Below are 16,576 nucleotides of genomic sequence, written 5' to 3' on the forward strand. Positions count from 1 at the left end.
CGTCTCGTACGGTTCCGGGCTGCGCGGATCCGCCTCGGGCGGCTCCGGGCGGGGCTGGGGTGGGAGGGGCGGCGGCTGTCGCGGGCGCCGGACCCGCCGGGGCTGGTGGATCTGCTGGGCTGGCTGGGGCGGCTGAGGTGGCTGGGCCTGTCGAGGATGCTGAGGCTGCGGGTTCCTGTCGTTCTTCTTCTGCTTCTTGAGGCCCTGCTGGCCCTGCTGGCCCTGCTGGCCCTGCTGGCCCTGCTGGCCCTGCTGGTGCTGCTGGCCTTTCTGGCTCTTCAGGCTTCTCTGGTTCTTCCGCCGTACGCGCGGCTTCCTCGCGTTCTGCATCGCGCCCGCCCGGGGTTTCGAGGTTCGATGGTGTGACGATCCACGGTGAAACCTGCCGGTCGATGACGGTTGTGACCGTCTCACGGCATTTTGTGACAGAACGATCCCATGGTGAGACGGTGGGGCGGGTGGTGTGTGAGGGGTGTGGCGTGCGCGGGTGCGGTGGTGGGGTGGTCGAGGGGGGCGGGTGGGTTGCAGGTGTGCTCTGCATGAGCACATAAGTTGAGCGTAAGTGACTCAGGTCTGTTGACTCCCGGATCGGCGTCATGCATTCTTGAGTCAGATCCACTCAAGTAGTCAGTTGGAGGAATTGAAATGGCACGTGCGGTCGGCATCGACCTGGGCACGACTAACTCCGTCGTCAGCGTTCTCGAAGGCGGCGAGCCCACCGTCATCACCAACGCCGAAGGCGCCAGGACCACGCCGTCCGTCGTCGCCTTCGCCAAGAACGGCGAGGTGCTCGTCGGCGAGGTCGCGAAGCGTCAGGCGGTCACCAACGTCGACAGGACCATCCGCTCCGTCAAGCGCCACATGGGCACTGACTGGAAGATCGAGATCGACGGCAAGGGCTTCAACCCGCAGCAGATGAGCGCCTTCATCCTGCAGAAGCTGAAGCGCGACGCCGAGTCCTACCTGGGCGAGAAGGTGGCCGACGCGGTCATCACCGTCCCGGCGTACTTCAACGACTCCGAGCGTCAGGCGACGAAGGAGGCCGGCGAGATCGCGGGCCTGAACGTCCTGCGCATCGTCAACGAGCCGACCGCCGCCGCGCTGGCGTACGGCCTCGACAAGGACGACCAGACGATCCTCGTCTTCGACCTCGGTGGCGGCACCTTCGACGTGTCCCTCCTGGAGATCGGCGACGGCGTCGTCGAGGTGAAGGCCACCAACGGTGACAACCACCTCGGTGGTGACGACTGGGACCAGCGCGTCGTCGACTACCTGGTGAAGCAGTTCGCCAACGGGCACGGCGTGGACCTGTCCAAGGACAAGATGGCTCTCCAGCGTCTCCGCGAGGCCGCGGAGAAGGCGAAGATCGAGCTCTCGTCCTCGACCGAGACCACGATCAACCTGCCTTACATCACGGCGTCCGCCGAGGGCCCGCTGCACCTGGACGAGAAGCTCACGCGCTCGCAGTTCCAGCAGCTGACCTCGGACCTCCTGGACCGCTGCAAGACCCCGTTCCACAACGTCATCAAGGACGCGGGCATCGCGCTCTCCGAGATCGACCACGTCGTTCTCGTCGGTGGCTCCACCCGTATGCCGGCCGTCGCCGAGCTCGTCAAGGAGCTGACCGGTGGCCAGGACGCCAACAAGGGTGTGAACCCGGACGAGGTCGTCGCCATCGGCGCCTCGCTCCAGGCCGGTGTCCTCAAGGGCGAGGTCAAGGACGTCCTGCTCCTCGACGTCACCCCGCTGTCCCTGGGCATCGAGACCAAGGGAGGGATCATGACCAAGCTCATCGAGCGCAACACCACGATCCCGACCAAGCGCTCCGAGATCTTCACGACGGCCGAGGACAACCAGCCGTCCGTGCAGATCCAGGTCTACCAGGGCGAGCGCGAGATCGCGGCGTACAACAAGAAGCTCGGGATGTTCGAGCTGACCGGTCTGCCGCCGGCCCCGCGCGGTGTGCCGCAGATCGAGGTCGCCTTCGACATCGACGCCAACGGCATCATGCACGTCGCCGCCAAGGACCTCGGCACCGGCAAGGAGCAGAAGATGACCGTCACCGGCGGCTCCTCGCTGCCGAAGGACGAGGTCAACCGGATGCGCGAAGAGGCCGAGAAGTACGCGGAGGAGGACCACGCCCGCCGCGAGGCCGCCGAGTCGCGCAACCAGGGCGAGCAGCTCGTCTACCAGACGGAGAAGTTCCTCAAGGACAACGAGGACAAGGTCCCGGCTGACGTGAAGGCGGAGGTGGAGACCGCCGTCGGCGAGCTGAAGGAGAAGCTCAAGGGCGAGGACTCCGCCGAGATCCGCACGGCCACCGAGAAGGTCGCGGCCGTCTCCCAGAAGCTGGGCCAGGCGATGTACGCCAACGCCCAGGCCGAGGGCGCGACCCCGGGCGCCGACGCCCCGGGCGATGCTCAGGCCAAGGCCGATGACGATGTCGTCGACGCCGAGATCGTGGACGACGAGAAGGACACCAAGGGCGGTGCGGCGTGACCGAGGAGACTCCGGGCTTCGAGGAGAAGCCCGACGTCCCTTCCGGCGCCACCCCTGATGACGCCGAGCCGAAGGCCGCCGACCCCTCCGAGGAGGAGGCGGCGGCCCCGGCCGGGGACCTCGACCCGACCGTCGGTCTGACCGCACAGCTGGACCAGGTGAGCACCGCGCTCGCTGAGCGCACCGCGGACCTCCAGCGGCTCCAGGCCGAGTACCAGAACTACCGCCGTCGCGTCGAGCGGGACCGGGTCACGGTCAAGGAGATCGCTGTCGCGAACCTCCTGTCCGAGCTCCTGCCCGTCCTCGACGACGTCGGCCGCGCGCGGGAACACGGAGAGTTGGTCGGCGGCTTCAAGTCGGTGGCCGAATCGATGGAGACCATCGTCGCGAAGCTGGGCCTCCAGCAGTTCGGCAAGGAGGGCGAGCCCTTCGACCCGACGATCCACGAGGCGCTGATGCACAGCTACGCGCCGGACGTCACCGAGACGACCTGCGTGGCGATCCTTCAGCCGGGGTATCGCATCGGCGAGCGCACCATCCGCCCCGCGCGGGTGGCCGTCGCCGAGCCGCAGCCGGGCGCCACGCCCGCCGCGGCCAAGGAAGAGAAGACAGACGACGAGGAGAGCGGTGGCACCGAGGAGGTCTGACGGCAACGCGTCTGACCACCGGGGTGTCCACCGACCGGCCCGGCGGTCGGCCCACGGGCCGGCCGCTCGGCCGATCGTCCGGAAGGAGGGACGTCGATGAGCACGAAGGACTTCGTCGAGAAGGACTACTACAAGGTCCTCGGCGTCCCCAAGGACGCCACCGACGCCGAGGTCAAGAAGGCGTACCGGAAGCTCGCCCGCGAGTTCCACCCGGACGCCAACAAGGGTGACGCCAAGGCGGAGGAGCGCTTCAAGGAGATCTCCGAGGCGAACGACGTCCTCGGCGACCCCAAGAAGCGCAAGGAGTACGACGAGGCGCGTGCCCTCTTCGGCAACGGCGGCTTCCGCGCCGGCCCCGGTGGTGCCGGCGGCAACTTCAACTTCGACCTGGGCGACCTCTTCGGAGGCGGCGCCCCGGGCGGCGGCGGACAGGGCGGCGCGGGCGGCGGCTTCGGCGGCGGCGGGGGCGGTCTCGGCGACGTCTTCGGCGGGCTGTTCAACCGCGGCGGCACGGGCGCCCGTGTCCAGCCGAAGCGCGGCCAGGACATCGAGTCCGAGGTGACGCTCAGCTTCACCGAGGCGGTCGACGGGGCCACGGTCCCGCTGCGGATGTCCAGCCAGGCGCCCTGCAAGGCGTGTTCCGGTACCGGCGACAAGAACGGCACCCCCCGGGTCTGCCCGACCTGCGTCGGCACCGGCCAGGTCTCGCGCGGCAGCGGCGGCGGCTTCTCGCTCACCGACCCCTGTGTGGACTGCAAGGGCCGGGGCCTCATCGCCCAGGACCCCTGTGACGTCTGCAGGGGCAGCGGCCGGGCGAAGTCGGCGCACACCATGCAGGTGAGGATTCCGGCGGGCGTCTCCGACGGCCAGCGGATCCGGCTGCGCGGCAAGGGCGGTGCGGGCGAACGCGGCGGTCCGGCCGGCGACCTCTACGTCGTCGTCCACGTCGACGCCCACCCGGTCTTCGGCCGCAGGGGCGACAACCTCACGGTCACCGTGCCCGTCACCTATCCGGAGGCGACCCTCGGCGGCGAGGTCAAGGTCCCCACGCTCGGCGGCCCCCCGGTCACGCTGAAGCTCCCCCCCGGCACCCCCAACGGGCGTACGATGCGCGCCCGGGGCAAGGGCGCGGTGCGTAAGGACGGCACCCGCGGGGACCTGCTGGTCACCGTGGAGGTCGCGGTCCCGGGGGACCTGGGCCAGGAGGCCAGGGACGCCCTGGAGGCCTACCGGAAGGCGACCGCGGACGAGGACCCGCGGGCGGAACTGTTCCAGGCTGCGAAGGGAGCTTGAGATGGACGGCCGTCGACGCAATCCGTACCAGCTGACCGATGAGACGCCGGTGTACGTGATCTCGATCGCGGCCCAGCTCTCGGGCCTGCACCCGCAGACTCTGCGCCAGTACGACCGTCTCGGCCTGGTCTCCCCGGACCGTACGGCCGGGCGTGGCCGGCGCTACTCGGCCCGCGACATCGAGCTGCTGCGCACCGTGCAGCAGCTGTCGCAGGACGAGGGCATCAATCTCGCGGGCATCAAGCGGATCATCGAACTGGAGAATCAGGTCGCGGCCCTCCAGCAGCGCGTCGCCGAGCTCTCGGCGGCGGTGGACGGCGCGGCGGTCGCCATGCGGCAGCGCGAGGCCCAGGTGCACGCCTCGTACCGTCGGGACCTGGTGCCGTATCAGGACGTGCAGCAGACCAGCGCGCTGGTGGTCTGGCGGCCGAAGCCGAAGCGGCTGACGGACTAGCCGACGGACCGGCGGGCGGACTGGAAGACGGGCTGGAAGACCTCCGGTCTGTGGCTGCCGGACTCCGGTTGCGGTCCGCCGGTCCCGCCGGTCCGCGTCTGCGGTCCGGCGGGACCCTTTGTGCGCCATGGGGCCGGGAGAGCGGATGAACGCTCTCCCGGCCCCTTCGCGTGCGCGCACGAGGCCAAGGGCGGCCGTGGCCGGGGCAGGGCGCTGCTGATCGCGTCGACCGCCATCATCCACATCGGCCGGCCGCTGGTGCCGGACGTGGCGGCCGGCGCGTGGCCGATCGCCGCGTCGGCCGGCTCGACGGCGGCGGGCAGGGGGGTGGCGCCGTTCGCCCGGTCTTCGTGGTCCTGCTGTCACATGGCGGGCATGCGTCAGGCCGGTCGGGCCCGAGGCGCGGAATTCTCGCAGCTCGCGGAGGAGTTCAGGAGTTCACCGCGGATATGCCGGGGGCCGGGGGAGGGGAACTCCCGGTGCCGGCGGGGCGCGACGGTGCTCTTCCCCGGTGCGCGGTCATGCTCCGGTGTGCGCGGTCATGCTCCGGAAGTGGGGTTGAGCGTATGACCAGGGCCCGATTCCAGGATTCCGGACCGTGCGATCAAGTAGCCGAGTTGGGCCCGGCTGTTGCTGCCGAGCGCGACGCTGAGCTTGGCGATGTGCGACCGGCAGGTGCGTACGTTCATGCCGAGACGGCGGGCGATCGCTTCGTCGACGTGGCCCTCGACGAGCAGTTTGGCGATCGAATGCCTTACCCCGGAAATGCCGTCCGTCGTGGAGTCGTACGGAATCTGTTCCTGAAGCGGCACCGCGCGATGCCAGAACTGCTCGAAGACCTTGGCGAGGTACTCCACGATGCCGGGGTGTCGCAGCTCAAGGGCTACGGTGCGATCGTCGGTGGCCGGTATGAAGGCGACGGTGCGGTCGAAAATCATGAGCCGTTCAATCAGCTCTTCGAGTGTTCGGATCTCGACCTTGCTCTCGGCCATCCGGGCCGCGTAATTGAGGGTTCCGTGGCTGTGGCGGACGGTGTGCTGATACAGGGTGCGCATGCCGACGCCACGTTCCGTGAGCATCTTCCCGCGTTCCATGGCGATAGTGAGCGCGTCCTCGCTGCGCCCGCCGCCCGGCTGAATGGTGAGCACTTCCGAGCGGCACTCGGCGAGGGCGAGTTCTATCGAGGCGTTGATACGGCCGATGCCCTCGAGAACCGTGATCGCGTGTGTGGTCGGCGGGGCCTGGGCGCTGATCGCCATGAAGGGTTCGAACACCTCGGTGAGTTCCACCGAGAGCCGCCTTCGGTCCTGGATCTCCCGCTCGATCGGGTGGAGTCGCTGGGTGAGCGCCGCGGACGGCGGCACCGGTCGTAGCCAGGTGGGGTCGTCGGGATCGGGGTGCAGCAGGGCGAATTCCAGCAGACACGGGGTGTCTTCCGCCTCTACGCGAGCTATTTTGCCCACACTCAGCGCACTGGCGTAGAGCCGTGCTCCCTCGTCACACAAGGCAGTAACCGAGTGGGGATGTGTAGCTTTGGTGTTGTCTGTGGTCAATTCTCCACCCCCCAGGAACATGCATCAGCAGGAACATGATGCATCGCTTCTGTGGCGTTGACGTGCCTGGATGAGCCATCGTCTTGTCTGCGGGGGAGAGGAAACCTTGGAAGTGAGGACGAAGCCCATCATGAGTTACAAAACGCTTCGCTCGGTGCTTGCTGTTGCCTTCTCCGTTGGGCTGGCGACCGGGGCGCTGAGTGTTCTTGACCTCGTTGAGGGCGGCGTGACCCACGGTACGGCCGGCGCGCACGTGCAGGCCGCTCCGCCTCCGGACCTGGCCTGGGACTCGGTGCCCGCACGGACGACGGGGGCGCAAGCAGCCCCCGGGTCGCTGTCGGAGAACGCCCCTGTCGCACCGGGCCGGGTATGAGTACCCCACCGGACGACCGCACCTTCCGGCGCGAGATGGCGACCGCCTATCGCTCAGGGTGGCATTTCATCGATCTGCTCACGGCACTCCCCCGCCGTGGCGACTCGTTGATGGTCACCCTGTTCGGAGAGCCGATCGTCGTGGTGATGGAAGAGGACGAGGACGTCCGCGCCTATCGCTGTCTCCGTCGGCCGCGCGGTGCGCCGCAGCCGGTCCGCTGTGCCGTTCGGTACGGCATGATCTTCGTCAATCTCGATCAGCGGGACCACGAGCTGTTCGACGCAGAACCCCTTTCCGCCACCCCCCGCAGTGCCTGAGCGATTCCCCCGTCGTCACCTATCGCTCCGGCGCTTCCCCCACACAGCGGCGCCACCGTGACCTGAACACGGTGGCGCCGTTGTGCTGTTCCCGTACGGGCGCGGCGTCCGGGGGAGCCGTCGGTCAGGCCTTGCCGAGCGCCCGGTCGAGGGTGATCTCGATGACGACCCGGGTCGGGTTGATCCGCGGGGCGCGGCCGTAGCGCGCCTCGTGGCGGGCCTCCGCGTCCGCGACGGCCTCCGGCCCCGTGCGGATGACCGCGAGGCCCTCCAGGGTCGCCCAGCGGGCCCTGTCGATCTGGCAGACGGCCACGCGCGCCCCGCCGGGGCCGGCGGCCCGGATGTGGGCGACCTTGCGGCTGCCCCCGTCGGTGATCACGCGCGCCACCCCGGCCTCCGGGTCGTACGTCACACACACCGGCACCACGTGCGGCGTGCCGTCGGGGCGGGGGGTCGTCAGGGTGGACAGGTGGCTCTCACGCCAGAACGCGACGTATGCGGGAGTGGGGTGGTGTACGTCTGCCATGGGGGCAGCGTACGAGGGCCGGTGCCGAGGGGTCGCGGCGCGGCAGCGTACGGGGGTCGTCACCGGGGGCCGCAGCGCGTGCGCGCAGTGCGTTGAGTGGAATAGACTCAACTTTGTGTACGTCTATTAAGTCAATGCGTGATTCACGCACTCACGCACACTCACGCACTCACGTATGACCCATCAGCTGCGAGGAGGAGTAACCACACGTGGACGCCGAACTGACCAACAAGAGCCGGGACGCCATCAACGCGGCCACCAGCAGGGCCGTGAAGGACGGGCACGCCGATCTCACGCCGGGGCACCTGCTCCTCGCGCTCCTGGAAGGCCAGGACAACGAGAACATCGTCGACCTGCTCGCCGCCGTCGAGGCCGACCTGGCCGCGGTGCGGAGCGGGACCGAGCGGCTGCTCGGGGGCCTGCCCAGCGTCACCGGTTCCACCGTCGCCCCGCCGGGCCCCAACCGCGAGCTGCTCGCCGTCATCCAGGACGCCGCCCAGCGGGCCGAGGAGCTGGGCGACGACTACATCTCCACCGAGCACCTGCTGATCGGCATCGCGGCCAAGGGCGGCCGCGCCGGTGAGATCCTCGACGGGCAAGGCGCCGGTGCGGGGAAGCTGCTGGCCGCATTCGAGACGATCAGGGGAGGGCGCCGGGTGACCACACCCGACCCGGAGGGCCAGTACAAGGCCCTGGAGAAGTTCGGCACCGACTTCACGGCCGCCGCGCGCGAGGGCAAGCTGGACCCGGTCATCGGCCGTGACCAGGAGATCCGCCGCGTCGTGCAGGTGCTGTCGCGCCGGACGAAGAACAACCCCGTCCTGATCGGTGAGCCCGGCGTCGGCAAGACCGCCGTCGTCGAGGGGCTCGCCCAGCGCATCGTCAAGGGCGATGTCCCGGAGAGCCTGAAGAACAAGCGGCTCGTCTCGCTGGACCTCGGTGCGATGGTCGCGGGCGCGAAGTACCGCGGCGAGTTCGAGGAGCGTCTGAAGACCGTCCTCTCCGAGATCAAGGAGAGCGACGGCCGGATCATCACGTTCATCGACGAGCTGCACACCGTCGTCGGCGCCGGCGCCGGCGGCGACTCCGCCATGGACGCGGGCAACATGCTCAAGCCGATGCTGGCCCGCGGCGAGCTGCGCATGGTCGGCGCGACGACGCTCGACGAGTACCGGGAGCGCATCGAGAAGGACCCCGCCCTGGAGCGGCGCTTCCAGCAGGTGCTGGTCGCCGAGCCGTCCGTCGAGGACACCATCGCGATCCTGCGCGGGCTCAAGGGGCGCTACGAGGCCCACCACAAGGTGCAGATCGCGGACTCGGCGCTGGTGGCCGCCGCCACCCTCTCCGACCGCTACATCACTTCCCGCTTCCTCCCCGACAAGGCCATCGACCTCGTCGACGAGGCCGCCTCCCGGCTCCGTATGGAGATCGACTCCTCGCCCCTGGAGATCGACGAACTCCAGCGGTCCGTCGACCGGTTGCGCATGGAGGAGCTGGCGCTCAAGAACGAGTCCGACCCCGCCTCCAAGCAGCGCCTGGAGAAGCTGCGCCGCGACCTCGCCGACAAGGAGGAGGAGCTGCGCGGCCTCAACGCCCGCTGGGAGAAGGAGAAGCAGGGCCTCAACCGGGTCGGTGAGCTGAAGGAGCGCCTCGACGAGCTGCGGGGCCAGGCCGAACGAGCCCAGCGGGACGGTGACTTCGACGCCGCCTCCAAGCTGCTGTACGGGGAGATCCCGGGTCTGGAACGGGAGCTGGAGGAGGCCGCCGAGGCGGAGCAGGAAGCCTCCAAGGACACCATGGTCAAGGAGGAGGTCGGCCCGGACGATATCGCGGACGTCGTCGGCGCCTGGACCGGCATTCCGGCCGGACGGCTGCTGGAGGGCGAGACCCAGAAGCTGCTGCGGATGGAGTCCGAGCTGGGCAGGCGGCTGATCGGGCAGAGCGAGGCCGTGCAGGCCGTCTCCGACGCCGTACGCCGCACGAGGGCCGGGATCGCTGATCCCGACCGGCCCACCGGGTCGTTCCTCTTCCTCGGGCCCACCGGCGTCGGCAAGACCGAGCTGGCCAAGGCGCTCGCGGACTTCCTGTTCGACGACGAGCGGGCCATGATCCGCATCGACATGAGCGAGTACGGCGAGAAGCACAGCGTCGCCCGCCTCGTCGGCGCCCCGCCCGGCTACGTCGGCTACGAGGAGGGCGGCCAGCTCACCGAGGCCGTCCGCCGCCGCCCGTACAGCGTCGTGCTGCTGGACGAGGTCGAGAAGGCCCACCCCGAGGTCTTCGACGTCCTGCTCCAGGTCCTCGACGACGGCCGGCTCACCGACGGCCAGGGCCGCACGGTCGACTTCCGCAACACCATCCTCGTCCTCACCTCCAACCTCGGCAGCCAGTTCCTGATGGACCCCCTGGTCAAGCCCGAGGTCAAGAAGCAGCAGGTGCTGGACGTGGTGCGGGCCTCCTTCAAGCCGGAGTTCATCAACCGGCTCGACGACCTGGTGGTCTTCTCCGCCCTGTCCGGCGACGAGCTCGCGCACATCGCCGGGCTCCAGATCGACCGGCTGGCGAAGCGCCTCGCCGACCGCAGGCTCACCCTGGAGGTCTCGCCGGAGGCGCTGGCCTGGCTGGCCGAGGAGGGCAACGACCCGGCGTACGGGGCGCGCCCGCTGCGCCGGCTCATCCAGACCGCGATCGGCGACCGGCTCGCCAAGGAGATCCTGTCCGGCGAGGTCCGCGACGGTGACACCGTACGGGTGGAGCGGGCCGGGGACGGGCTGGTCGTCGGCCCCGCCTCGTAACCTCCGGTCACGGGCCGTCGGCTCGTAACCTCCGGTCACGGGCCGTCGCGCGCTGTCGGCGGGTGCCCGGCGGATTCCGTCCCCACGCGCTGTCTGTCAGCTTGTGGCGGATCGGGGCCGCCCGGGCTTGCCATGCCCCGCCCGCCATGGGGGAGGATGGCCGCAACCGCACGAAGGGAAATAACGGTGAGCATCGATCCGTCCTCGATTCCTAATTTCGGGGGCCAGCCCGAACCGCAGGCGGCAGGACCGGAGGGCCCCGTCGTCCCTGACCAGGACCTCGTCAAGCAGCTCCTCGACCAGATGGAGCTGAAGTACGTCGTCGACGACGAGGGTGACCTCGCGGCGCCGTGGGAAGAGTTCCGGACGTACTTCATGTTCCGGGGCGAGGACGAGCAGCAGGTCTTCTCGGTCCGCACGTTCTACGACCGCCCCCACGACCTCGACCAGCGTCCCGTCCTGCTGGACGCGATCGACGACTGGAACCGCCGCACCCTGTGGCCCAAGGTCTACACCCACGCCCACGAGGGCGAGGAGGGCGAGGAGGGTTCCGTCCGGCTGATCGGTGAGGCGCAGATGCTCATCGGCACCGGCGTCAGCCTGGAGCACTTCGTCTCCTCGACGGTGAGCTGGGTCCGCGCCTCGATCGAGTTCGACAAGTGGCTCGTCGAGCGCCTCGGCATCGAGCCCGCCGAGGGCAAGCCGGAGGGCGAGGAGCCCGCGGACGCCTAGGGACGGCAGGCGCTGTTCCCCCAGTCCCGCAGCGAACGGCAACGGCCCGGCGGACGGTCATCACGACCGCCCGCCGGGCCGTTCGTCGTGTTCAGCCGATTCGGCGCAGCCGCTCCACCGCCTCCTGAAGCACCTCGTCCTTCTTGCGGAAGGTCAAGGCGCGCGCATCGAAAGCCGGACGGTCTCCCTTGAAATCAGATCGTGATCTGAGTATGCTCTGATCATGTCTACCGTGCGTCTGGAAGCAGAAACGGAATCCGTCTCCTTCACCGATCTCTCCCGCAACCCAAAAGGCGTCGCGGCCAGAGCCGCTGCCCTGGGACGGCTTCGGGTCACCCATCGGGACGCGCCGGACATGGTGCTGACCACGGCTGTACGCGCGGAGGGTGCGGAGGAGAACCTGACCACCGCCTCGCGGCTTTTCCTCGCGCTGATGAAGCAGGACGACGGTGCCAGGGCGCTCCTCCTCGCACTGCCCGAGGTGTTCCCCTGGGCGCGACACCTGGACGCGGAAGAGGTTCGGGCTTTCACTGTCGAGCTTCTCGAAGCGCTGTCGGACGCCGCCGAACTGGGGGCTGGAGAGACTGTGCACCGCGCGATCGTCTCCTGGCGCGCCACGGCTCGCATCAATGCCGATCCCGAGCAGCTCAGGGAATCGCTGCGTCCGCTCGATGGTGATGACCTCGGGCAGGTCGAGGTGCGTGGGTGAGCCCGAAGAAAGGAGACCGAGTGAGCGTTCCGCCCCTCAACGGGTGGAACGTCGTCTTCGGGACCACAGAGGCGGTGACGGGCTGGGAGGAACTGTGTCGCGTGGCCCTGCCGAGCGCGCATCGGTGCCTGGATGCTCTCCGAAGTGACCCCCTGACCCGGTCCAACTGGAATCGGCAGCATCAGTTGCGCGGCAGGCACGCCACCAAGGTGTGGAAGGGTTCCGACCTGGACCAGTGGGAGTACGAGGTCACCAGCGGTGGTCGAGTGCGCTACCTGGTCAGCACGGAGACTTCCACCGTGATCCTCGTGTACGCCTCCCCGCGACATCCCAAGGACACCGAGTGAACCGTGGTCGCTTCGGAAGCGGGGCTTGAGCAGGTCCCGCACCCCGGAGTGAACCGGCGGCGCTCTTTTCGCGCCCCCGTCAGCCCGCCAATCGCTTGAGGCGGGCAACCGCCTCTTCCAACACACCCTTCCGCTTGCAGAAGGTGAAGCGGACCTGGCTGCGGCCCGCCTCCGGGTCGTCGTAGAAGACCGAGTTCGGCACGGCCGCCACCCCGCAGCGCGCGGGGAGCGCGCGGCAGAAGGTGCCCGCGTCCTCGTCGCCGAACGGGGAGATGTCGGTGGTGACGAAATACGTCCCCTCCGGCTCGTACACCAGGAAGCCCGCGCTGCGCAGCCCCTTCGCCAGCAGGTCGCGCTTGCGGCGCATGTCCTCCCGGAAGTCGGTGAAGAAGGCGTCGGGCAGGGCGAGCGCCTCGGCGATCGCGTACTGGAACGGGCCGCCGCTCACGAAGGTCAGATACTGCTTCGCCGTACGCACGGCGGCCACCAGCGGCGCGTCCCCGGTGACCCAGCCGATCTTCCATCCGGTGTACGAGAACGTCTTCCCCGACGAGGAGACCGACACCGTCCGCTCGCGCATTCCGGGCAGCGCCGCGATCGGATGGTGCGCCCCCGCGAAGACCAGGTGCTCGTACACCTCGTCGGTGACCACCAGCAGATCGTGCTCCACCGCGAGGGCCGCGATCCCGGCCAGTTCTCCGGGGGTGAGCACCGCGCCGGTCGGGTTGTGCGGGGTGTTCAGGAGCAGCAGGCGGGTCTGCGGGGTGATCTTGGATCGCAGTTCGTCGAGGTCCGGGCGGAAGGACGGGGCGCGCAGGGTGAGCGGTACGCGCTTCGCGCCCGCCAGGGCGATGCAGGCGGCGTACGAGTCGTAGTACGGCTCGAACGCGATGACCTCGTCGCCGGGTTCGAGGAGGGCGAGCAGGGAGGCGGCGATCGCCTCGGTGGCTCCGGTCGTCACCAGGACCTCCGTCTCCGGGGACCAGGTCAGGCCGTAGAAGCGTTCCTGGTGGGCGGCGACGGCGGTGCGCAGCTCCGGAACGCCCGGGCCCGGCGGGTACTGGTTGCCCTTGCCCTCCCGCAGGGCGCGGACGGCGGCCTCGCGGATCTCCTCGGGGCCATCGGTGTCGGGGAAGCCCTGGCCCAGGTTGATCGCGCCCGTCGCGGTCGCCAGTGCCGACATCTCCGCGAAGATCGTCGTCCCGAGCCCGTCCAGCCTTCGGTTCAGCAGTGGCCTGGTGTTCATCTCTCCACCGTTCTCACTCGGTACCCGTCGAGCCTCTGGGGACCATCCTGACTCATGGCCGGCGTTCTGCGGGGTGGCGATTCCGGCGCCATGGAGTCGCGCCGTGGCGTGCGGGGGCTCGGTCACCCTGGGGAAGGCGGCGCGCGTGAACGGGTCCGGCCAGGTGGCTTTCTCCCGGGCCGAAGCTCTGGAGTTGCTCAAGTCCGCTTTGGTGCGCGGAGGGCCGGGGAATCCCCCTGTCACACAACAACGGGGAAGCGATGGGGGACCTCGCTTCGGGGGAAGAAAGGCGGGTGGGGGGCATGAGCGTCTTCATCGCGGTGCTGGTCGCTGTGGTCGTCATCGGAGCGGTGCTGGCCGGTTTGCGGGTCACCGGTGGGAGCGGGCCGCCGAAGTTGCGCGTCGGACGTCGGCGTTCCGGGAGAGGGTCGTGGGCCGACGGCGGCGGGGGCGGCGGCTGGGGGTCGGGGGGCGACTCGGGCAGCGGCCACTCGTGCGGCGGCGGCTCGTCGTGCGGCGGGGGTGGCGGCTGCGGCGGGGGCAGCAGCTGACCGGGTCACTGCCCCACGGTCACCGGAGGTGACGTGGCGACGGGCGTCCGGAGGGTGAACTCCCTCCGGACGCTCTTTTGTTGAGCGACGCGGACGTTTTTGGTTGAACAAGTGAACCGGTGGGCCCCCGGGGGGATGGAAACCACGGCAAGTTGGGCGAAAACGCTGTGAGTGTGCGTACTTCGTGATTCCCTCGTTGAAGAGAACAATCAGCCCTCGGACCCCAGTTGGACCAGATCGGGCGCTACCCACCTCCCATGTGCGGTCATCCGGGTGCGTCCTGCTGTCCATGTGTCCATGTGTGTTTGCGGAGCCCACCCATGCTCACCACCCTCCAGACGGCCTATTCCGATACCCGCGCCGCCGACCTGGCCTGGATGCTGGGGCGGGAGCCACTGCCCGCCCTGGCGGTCCTCGATCTCCGGCTCGACGGCGCCGAACTCCAGTTGAGGCTGCTCGGCGCCTCGCATCAGGTCCTCCTCCAGGAGGATCGCGGAGTCTGTTCCGAGACCGTGGCCTGTATGCCCGGCAGCAGCACCCCCCTGCCCCTCGGCGTCGCGAAGCGGATCGGGGACTGGGAGTACGAATTCGCGGCGCGTGTCGAGGTCCTGACGCAGGGGCAGTTCGCCGGACGCGCGCAGGAACTGCTCGCGCTGGTGAGCGATCACCCGCACGGTCTGGTGGGCACCTTCCCCGGCAGCCCGTACGCCTTCACCGCGATGCTCGCCCAGCGCACCGAGGGCCAGGTGCGGTGGCGCACCTGGCACGCGTACCCGCAGGAGGGTCAGTTGGTGGTGACCCGGACCAGGGTGGGGGTGCGCATTCCCGCGCCCGTGGCCTGACCGGCCCGACCGGCAGGGGCACTTACACCCGTGTGGGTGACAGGCCGCGATGGTGCAGTGACGTAGCGTTCGCTTCATGATCGACCAGCAGATGTCGCTGCGAGGGGGCGCGGCGCGGCTTCCCGTACGGCCGAGGACCGGCCGGTTCCTCGTGCTGGCCGCGGTCTTCGTCTGCGCCGCCTGCGGTCTCGTCTACGAGCTCGAACTGGTCGCGCTCGCCTCCTACCTGATCGGCGATTCGGTCACCCAGGCCTCCGTCGTGCTCTCCGTGATGGTGTTCGCGATGGGCATCGGCTCCCTTCTCGCGAAACGTTTGCGCTGCCGTGCCGCCGTCGGTTTCGGGATGGTCGAGGCGGCCCTCGCGTTGATCGGCGGCTCCTCGGCGTCGGTGCTCTACGCCTCGTTCGTCTGGCTCGGCGACTCGCAGTACGCGCTGGTCGGGTTCTCGCTGGCGATCGGGGTGCTGATCGGCGCGGAGATCCCGCTGCTGATGACGCTGATCCAGCGCGTCGACCGGCAGGACGCGGGCGGGGCCGTCGCCGACCTCTTCGCCGCCGACTACGTGGGCGCGCTGGTCGGCGGGCTCGCGTTCCCGTTCCTGCTGCTGCCGGTGCTGGGGCAGTTGACCGGTGCGCTGTTCACCGGCGCGGTCAACGCGGCGGCGGGCGGCGCGCTCGTCCTGTGGGTGTTCCGGCGCGATCTCACCTCCCGTTCCCGGTGGCTCCTCGTTCTGGCCAACGGTTCGGTGATCGCGGTCCTGGCCACGGCCACGGTGCTGGTCGACGACTTCGAGAGGGCGGCGCGGCGGGCGGTGTACGGGGACCGGGTGCGGGTCGCCGTGCAGACCGGGGTGCAGGAGGTCGTCCTGACCGGCGCGGACCGCGATTCCCTCGACCTCTATCTGGACGGCCGGCTGCGGGTCAGCGCCCGCGACGAGTACCGCTACCACGAGGCGCTGGTGCACCCCGCGATGAACGGGTCCCGCGCCCGCGTGCTCATCCTGGGCGGCGGCGACGGACTCGCCGCACGCGAGGTGCTGCGCTACCGGGACGTCCGCTCGGTCACCGTTGTCGAGGTGGATCCCGCTGTCACCCGACTGGCCCGCACGGACCCCGCTCTCTCCGAGCTGAACGACCACGCCTTTCGCGACGCCCGCGTCTCGGTGGCCGGGGCGGACGCGTTCACCTGGCTCCGGGCCGACCGGGGGCGCTACGACGTGGTGATCTCCGACCTTCCGGACCCGGGCATCACGGCCAGTACGAAGCTGTACTCCGCCGAGTTCTACGGGCTGGTCGCAAAGGCCCTGGCACCGGGCGGGCGGCTCCTGGTGCACGCCGGGCCGCTGGGGGCCCGGCCGCAGACCTTCTGGACGGTGGAGGCCTCGATACGGGCGGGCGGCCTCGCGACCCGCCCGTACCGCGTCACCGGCCGGTACGCCCCGGCCCGGGGCGGCGGCGAGGGCCGGGAGCGGGAGGACTGGGGCTTCCTCCTCGCCGGACCGGGCGTGGCTCCGGGGCCCGCGCTGGCCGCCGACGGGCCCGTCCCGCGGTCGCTGACCGGCCGGGAGCTGAGGGCGGGGGCGCGGGCGGCGGACGACGCCCGGCTGCCGGGGCTGATCCCGTCGACGCTGATCCATCCTCGGTACCGGGAGAAGGCGTGAGCCTGCCCGGGGCGCGGTCGGGGGAGTGGTCG

General features: G+C 69.7%; 15 protein-coding genes. 12 read left to right on the top strand and 3 right to left on the bottom strand.

From position 1 onward, the window contains the following. The first annotated feature begins 645 nt into the window (after positions 1-645). The 4 genes from dnaK to ACZ60Q_RS09190 all read left to right on the top strand — a co-directional run bounded on the left by dnaK (position 646) and on the right by ACZ60Q_RS09190 (position 4,893). The gene (gene dnaK / locus ACZ60Q_RS09175; protein ID WP_469630550.1) at positions 646-2,499 is read left to right on the top strand and encodes a molecular chaperone DnaK; all 1,854 of its coding nucleotides are present in this window, start codon (positions 646-648) and stop codon (positions 2,497-2,499) included. Further along, positions 2,496-3,146 (top strand): nucleotide exchange factor GrpE, encoded by a 651-nt coding sequence (gene grpE / locus ACZ60Q_RS09180; protein ID WP_469630553.1) that lies wholly within the window; start codon positions 2,496-2,498, stop codon positions 3,144-3,146. The genes dnaK and grpE overlap by 4 nt, the downstream gene beginning before the upstream one ends. Before the next feature lie 96 nt (positions 3,147-3,242). Next, the gene (gene dnaJ, locus ACZ60Q_RS09185; RefSeq protein WP_469630555.1) at positions 3,243-4,439 is read left to right on the top strand and encodes a molecular chaperone DnaJ; all 1,197 of its coding nucleotides are present in this window, start codon (positions 3,243-3,245) and stop codon (positions 4,437-4,439) included. Position 4,440: 1 nt separating this feature from the next. Beyond that, positions 4,441-4,893, top strand: coding sequence for a heat shock protein transcriptional repressor HspR (locus ACZ60Q_RS09190; protein WP_469630558.1), 453 nt, complete (start codon positions 4,441-4,443; stop codon positions 4,891-4,893). Between the two features lie 539 nt (positions 4,894-5,432). On the opposite strand, the gene ACZ60Q_RS09195 is transcribed toward ACZ60Q_RS09190, so the two are convergent. After that, complete coding sequence (locus tag ACZ60Q_RS09195; protein WP_469630561.1) at positions 5,433-6,467, bottom strand: helix-turn-helix transcriptional regulator; 1,035 nt, start codon at positions 6,465-6,467, stop codon at positions 5,433-5,435. A gap of 348 nt (positions 6,468-6,815) precedes the next feature. Between ACZ60Q_RS09195 and ACZ60Q_RS09200 the strand changes: the two genes are divergently transcribed. Next, complete coding sequence (locus ACZ60Q_RS09200) at positions 6,816-7,136, top strand: Rieske (2Fe-2S) protein (protein WP_003967571.1); 321 nt, start codon at positions 6,816-6,818, stop codon at positions 7,134-7,136. A 124-nt stretch (positions 7,137-7,260) separates the two neighbouring features. On the opposite strand, the gene ACZ60Q_RS09205 is transcribed toward ACZ60Q_RS09200, so the two are convergent. Further along, positions 7,261-7,662, bottom strand: a complete 402-nt coding sequence (locus ACZ60Q_RS09205) for a pyridoxamine 5'-phosphate oxidase family protein (RefSeq protein ID WP_469630564.1) — start codon at positions 7,660-7,662, stop codon at positions 7,261-7,263. 209 nt (positions 7,663-7,871) lie between these two features. Between ACZ60Q_RS09205 and clpB the strand changes: the two genes are divergently transcribed. The 4 genes from clpB to ACZ60Q_RS09225 all read left to right on the top strand — a co-directional run bounded on the left by clpB (position 7,872) and on the right by ACZ60Q_RS09225 (position 12,245). Next, positions 7,872-10,457: an ATP-dependent chaperone ClpB gene (gene clpB / locus ACZ60Q_RS09210; protein ID WP_469630567.1), complete on the top strand. Its 2,586-nt coding sequence runs from the start codon at positions 7,872-7,874 to the stop codon at positions 10,455-10,457. Between the two features lie 186 nt (positions 10,458-10,643). Beyond that, a complete protein-coding gene (locus ACZ60Q_RS09215) occupies positions 10,644-11,189 on the top strand; it encodes a type III secretion system chaperone family protein (protein ID WP_469630570.1) in 546 nt (181 codons plus the stop codon). 223 nt (positions 11,190-11,412) lie between these two features. Beyond that, complete coding sequence (locus tag ACZ60Q_RS09220; RefSeq protein ID WP_469630572.1) at positions 11,413-11,898, top strand: prevent-host-death family protein; 486 nt, start codon at positions 11,413-11,415, stop codon at positions 11,896-11,898. Positions 11,899-11,918: 20 nt separating this feature from the next. Next, positions 11,919-12,245, top strand: coding sequence for a hypothetical protein (locus ACZ60Q_RS09225; protein ID WP_469630574.1), 327 nt, complete (start codon positions 11,919-11,921; stop codon positions 12,243-12,245). 79 nt (positions 12,246-12,324) lie between these two features. Here the strand turns inward: ACZ60Q_RS09225 and ACZ60Q_RS09230 are convergent, their stop codons facing one another. After that, the gene (locus ACZ60Q_RS09230) at positions 12,325-13,491 is read right to left on the bottom strand and encodes a pyridoxal phosphate-dependent aminotransferase (RefSeq protein ID WP_469630577.1); all 1,167 of its coding nucleotides are present in this window, start codon (positions 13,489-13,491) and stop codon (positions 12,325-12,327) included. 302 nt (positions 13,492-13,793) lie between these two features. On the opposite strand from ACZ60Q_RS09230, the gene ACZ60Q_RS09235 reads away from it, so the two are divergent. From ACZ60Q_RS09235 to ACZ60Q_RS09245, 3 genes are all read left to right on the top strand, one after another. Next, a complete protein-coding gene (locus ACZ60Q_RS09235) occupies positions 13,794-14,042 on the top strand; it encodes a hypothetical protein (RefSeq protein ID WP_469630580.1) in 249 nt (82 codons plus the stop codon). A gap of 320 nt (positions 14,043-14,362) precedes the next feature. Beyond that, positions 14,363-14,884 carry a DUF2617 family protein gene (locus tag ACZ60Q_RS09240; protein WP_469630581.1) on the top strand — a complete coding sequence of 174 codons (522 nt, stop codon included), beginning with the start codon at positions 14,363-14,365 and terminating at the stop codon, positions 14,882-14,884. A 76-nt stretch (positions 14,885-14,960) separates the two neighbouring features. Beyond that, positions 14,961-16,544, top strand: coding sequence for a polyamine aminopropyltransferase (locus ACZ60Q_RS09245; protein ID WP_469630584.1), 1,584 nt, complete (start codon positions 14,961-14,963; stop codon positions 16,542-16,544). The last annotated feature ends 32 nt before the right edge of the window (positions 16,545-16,576 follow it).

This window comes from Streptomyces sp. NPDC104313 (assembly GCF_055583985.1).

Excerpts from the sequence above, each read along its gene's own strand:
- dnaK (WP_469630550.1), top strand. The coding sequence starts at position 646 with ATGGCACGTGCGGTCGGCATCGACCTGGGCACGACTAACTCCGTCGTC.
- dnaJ (WP_469630555.1), top strand. The coding sequence starts at position 3,243 with ATGAGCACGAAGGACTTCGTCGAGAAGGACTACTACAAGGTCCTCGGC.
- ACZ60Q_RS09190 (WP_469630558.1), top strand. The coding sequence starts at position 4,441 with ATGGACGGCCGTCGACGCAATCCGTACCAGCTGACCGATGAGACGCCG.
- ACZ60Q_RS09195 (WP_469630561.1), bottom strand. The coding sequence starts at position 6,467 with ATGTTCCTGGGGGGTGGAGAATTGACCACAGACAACACCAAAGCTACA.
- ACZ60Q_RS09200 (WP_003967571.1), top strand. The coding sequence starts at position 6,816 with ATGAGTACCCCACCGGACGACCGCACCTTCCGGCGCGAGATGGCGACC.
- ACZ60Q_RS09205 (WP_469630564.1), bottom strand. The coding sequence starts at position 7,662 with ATGGCAGACGTACACCACCCCACTCCCGCATACGTCGCGTTCTGGCGT.
- ACZ60Q_RS09220 (WP_469630572.1), top strand. The coding sequence starts at position 11,413 with ATGTCTACCGTGCGTCTGGAAGCAGAAACGGAATCCGTCTCCTTCACC.
- ACZ60Q_RS09230 (WP_469630577.1), bottom strand. The coding sequence starts at position 13,491 with ATGAACACCAGGCCACTGCTGAACCGAAGGCTGGACGGGCTCGGGACG.
- ACZ60Q_RS09235 (WP_469630580.1), top strand. The coding sequence starts at position 13,794 with ATGAGCGTCTTCATCGCGGTGCTGGTCGCTGTGGTCGTCATCGGAGCG.
- ACZ60Q_RS09240 (WP_469630581.1), top strand. The coding sequence starts at position 14,363 with ATGCTCACCACCCTCCAGACGGCCTATTCCGATACCCGCGCCGCCGAC.
- ACZ60Q_RS09245 (WP_469630584.1), top strand. The coding sequence starts at position 14,961 with ATGATCGACCAGCAGATGTCGCTGCGAGGGGGCGCGGCGCGGCTTCCC.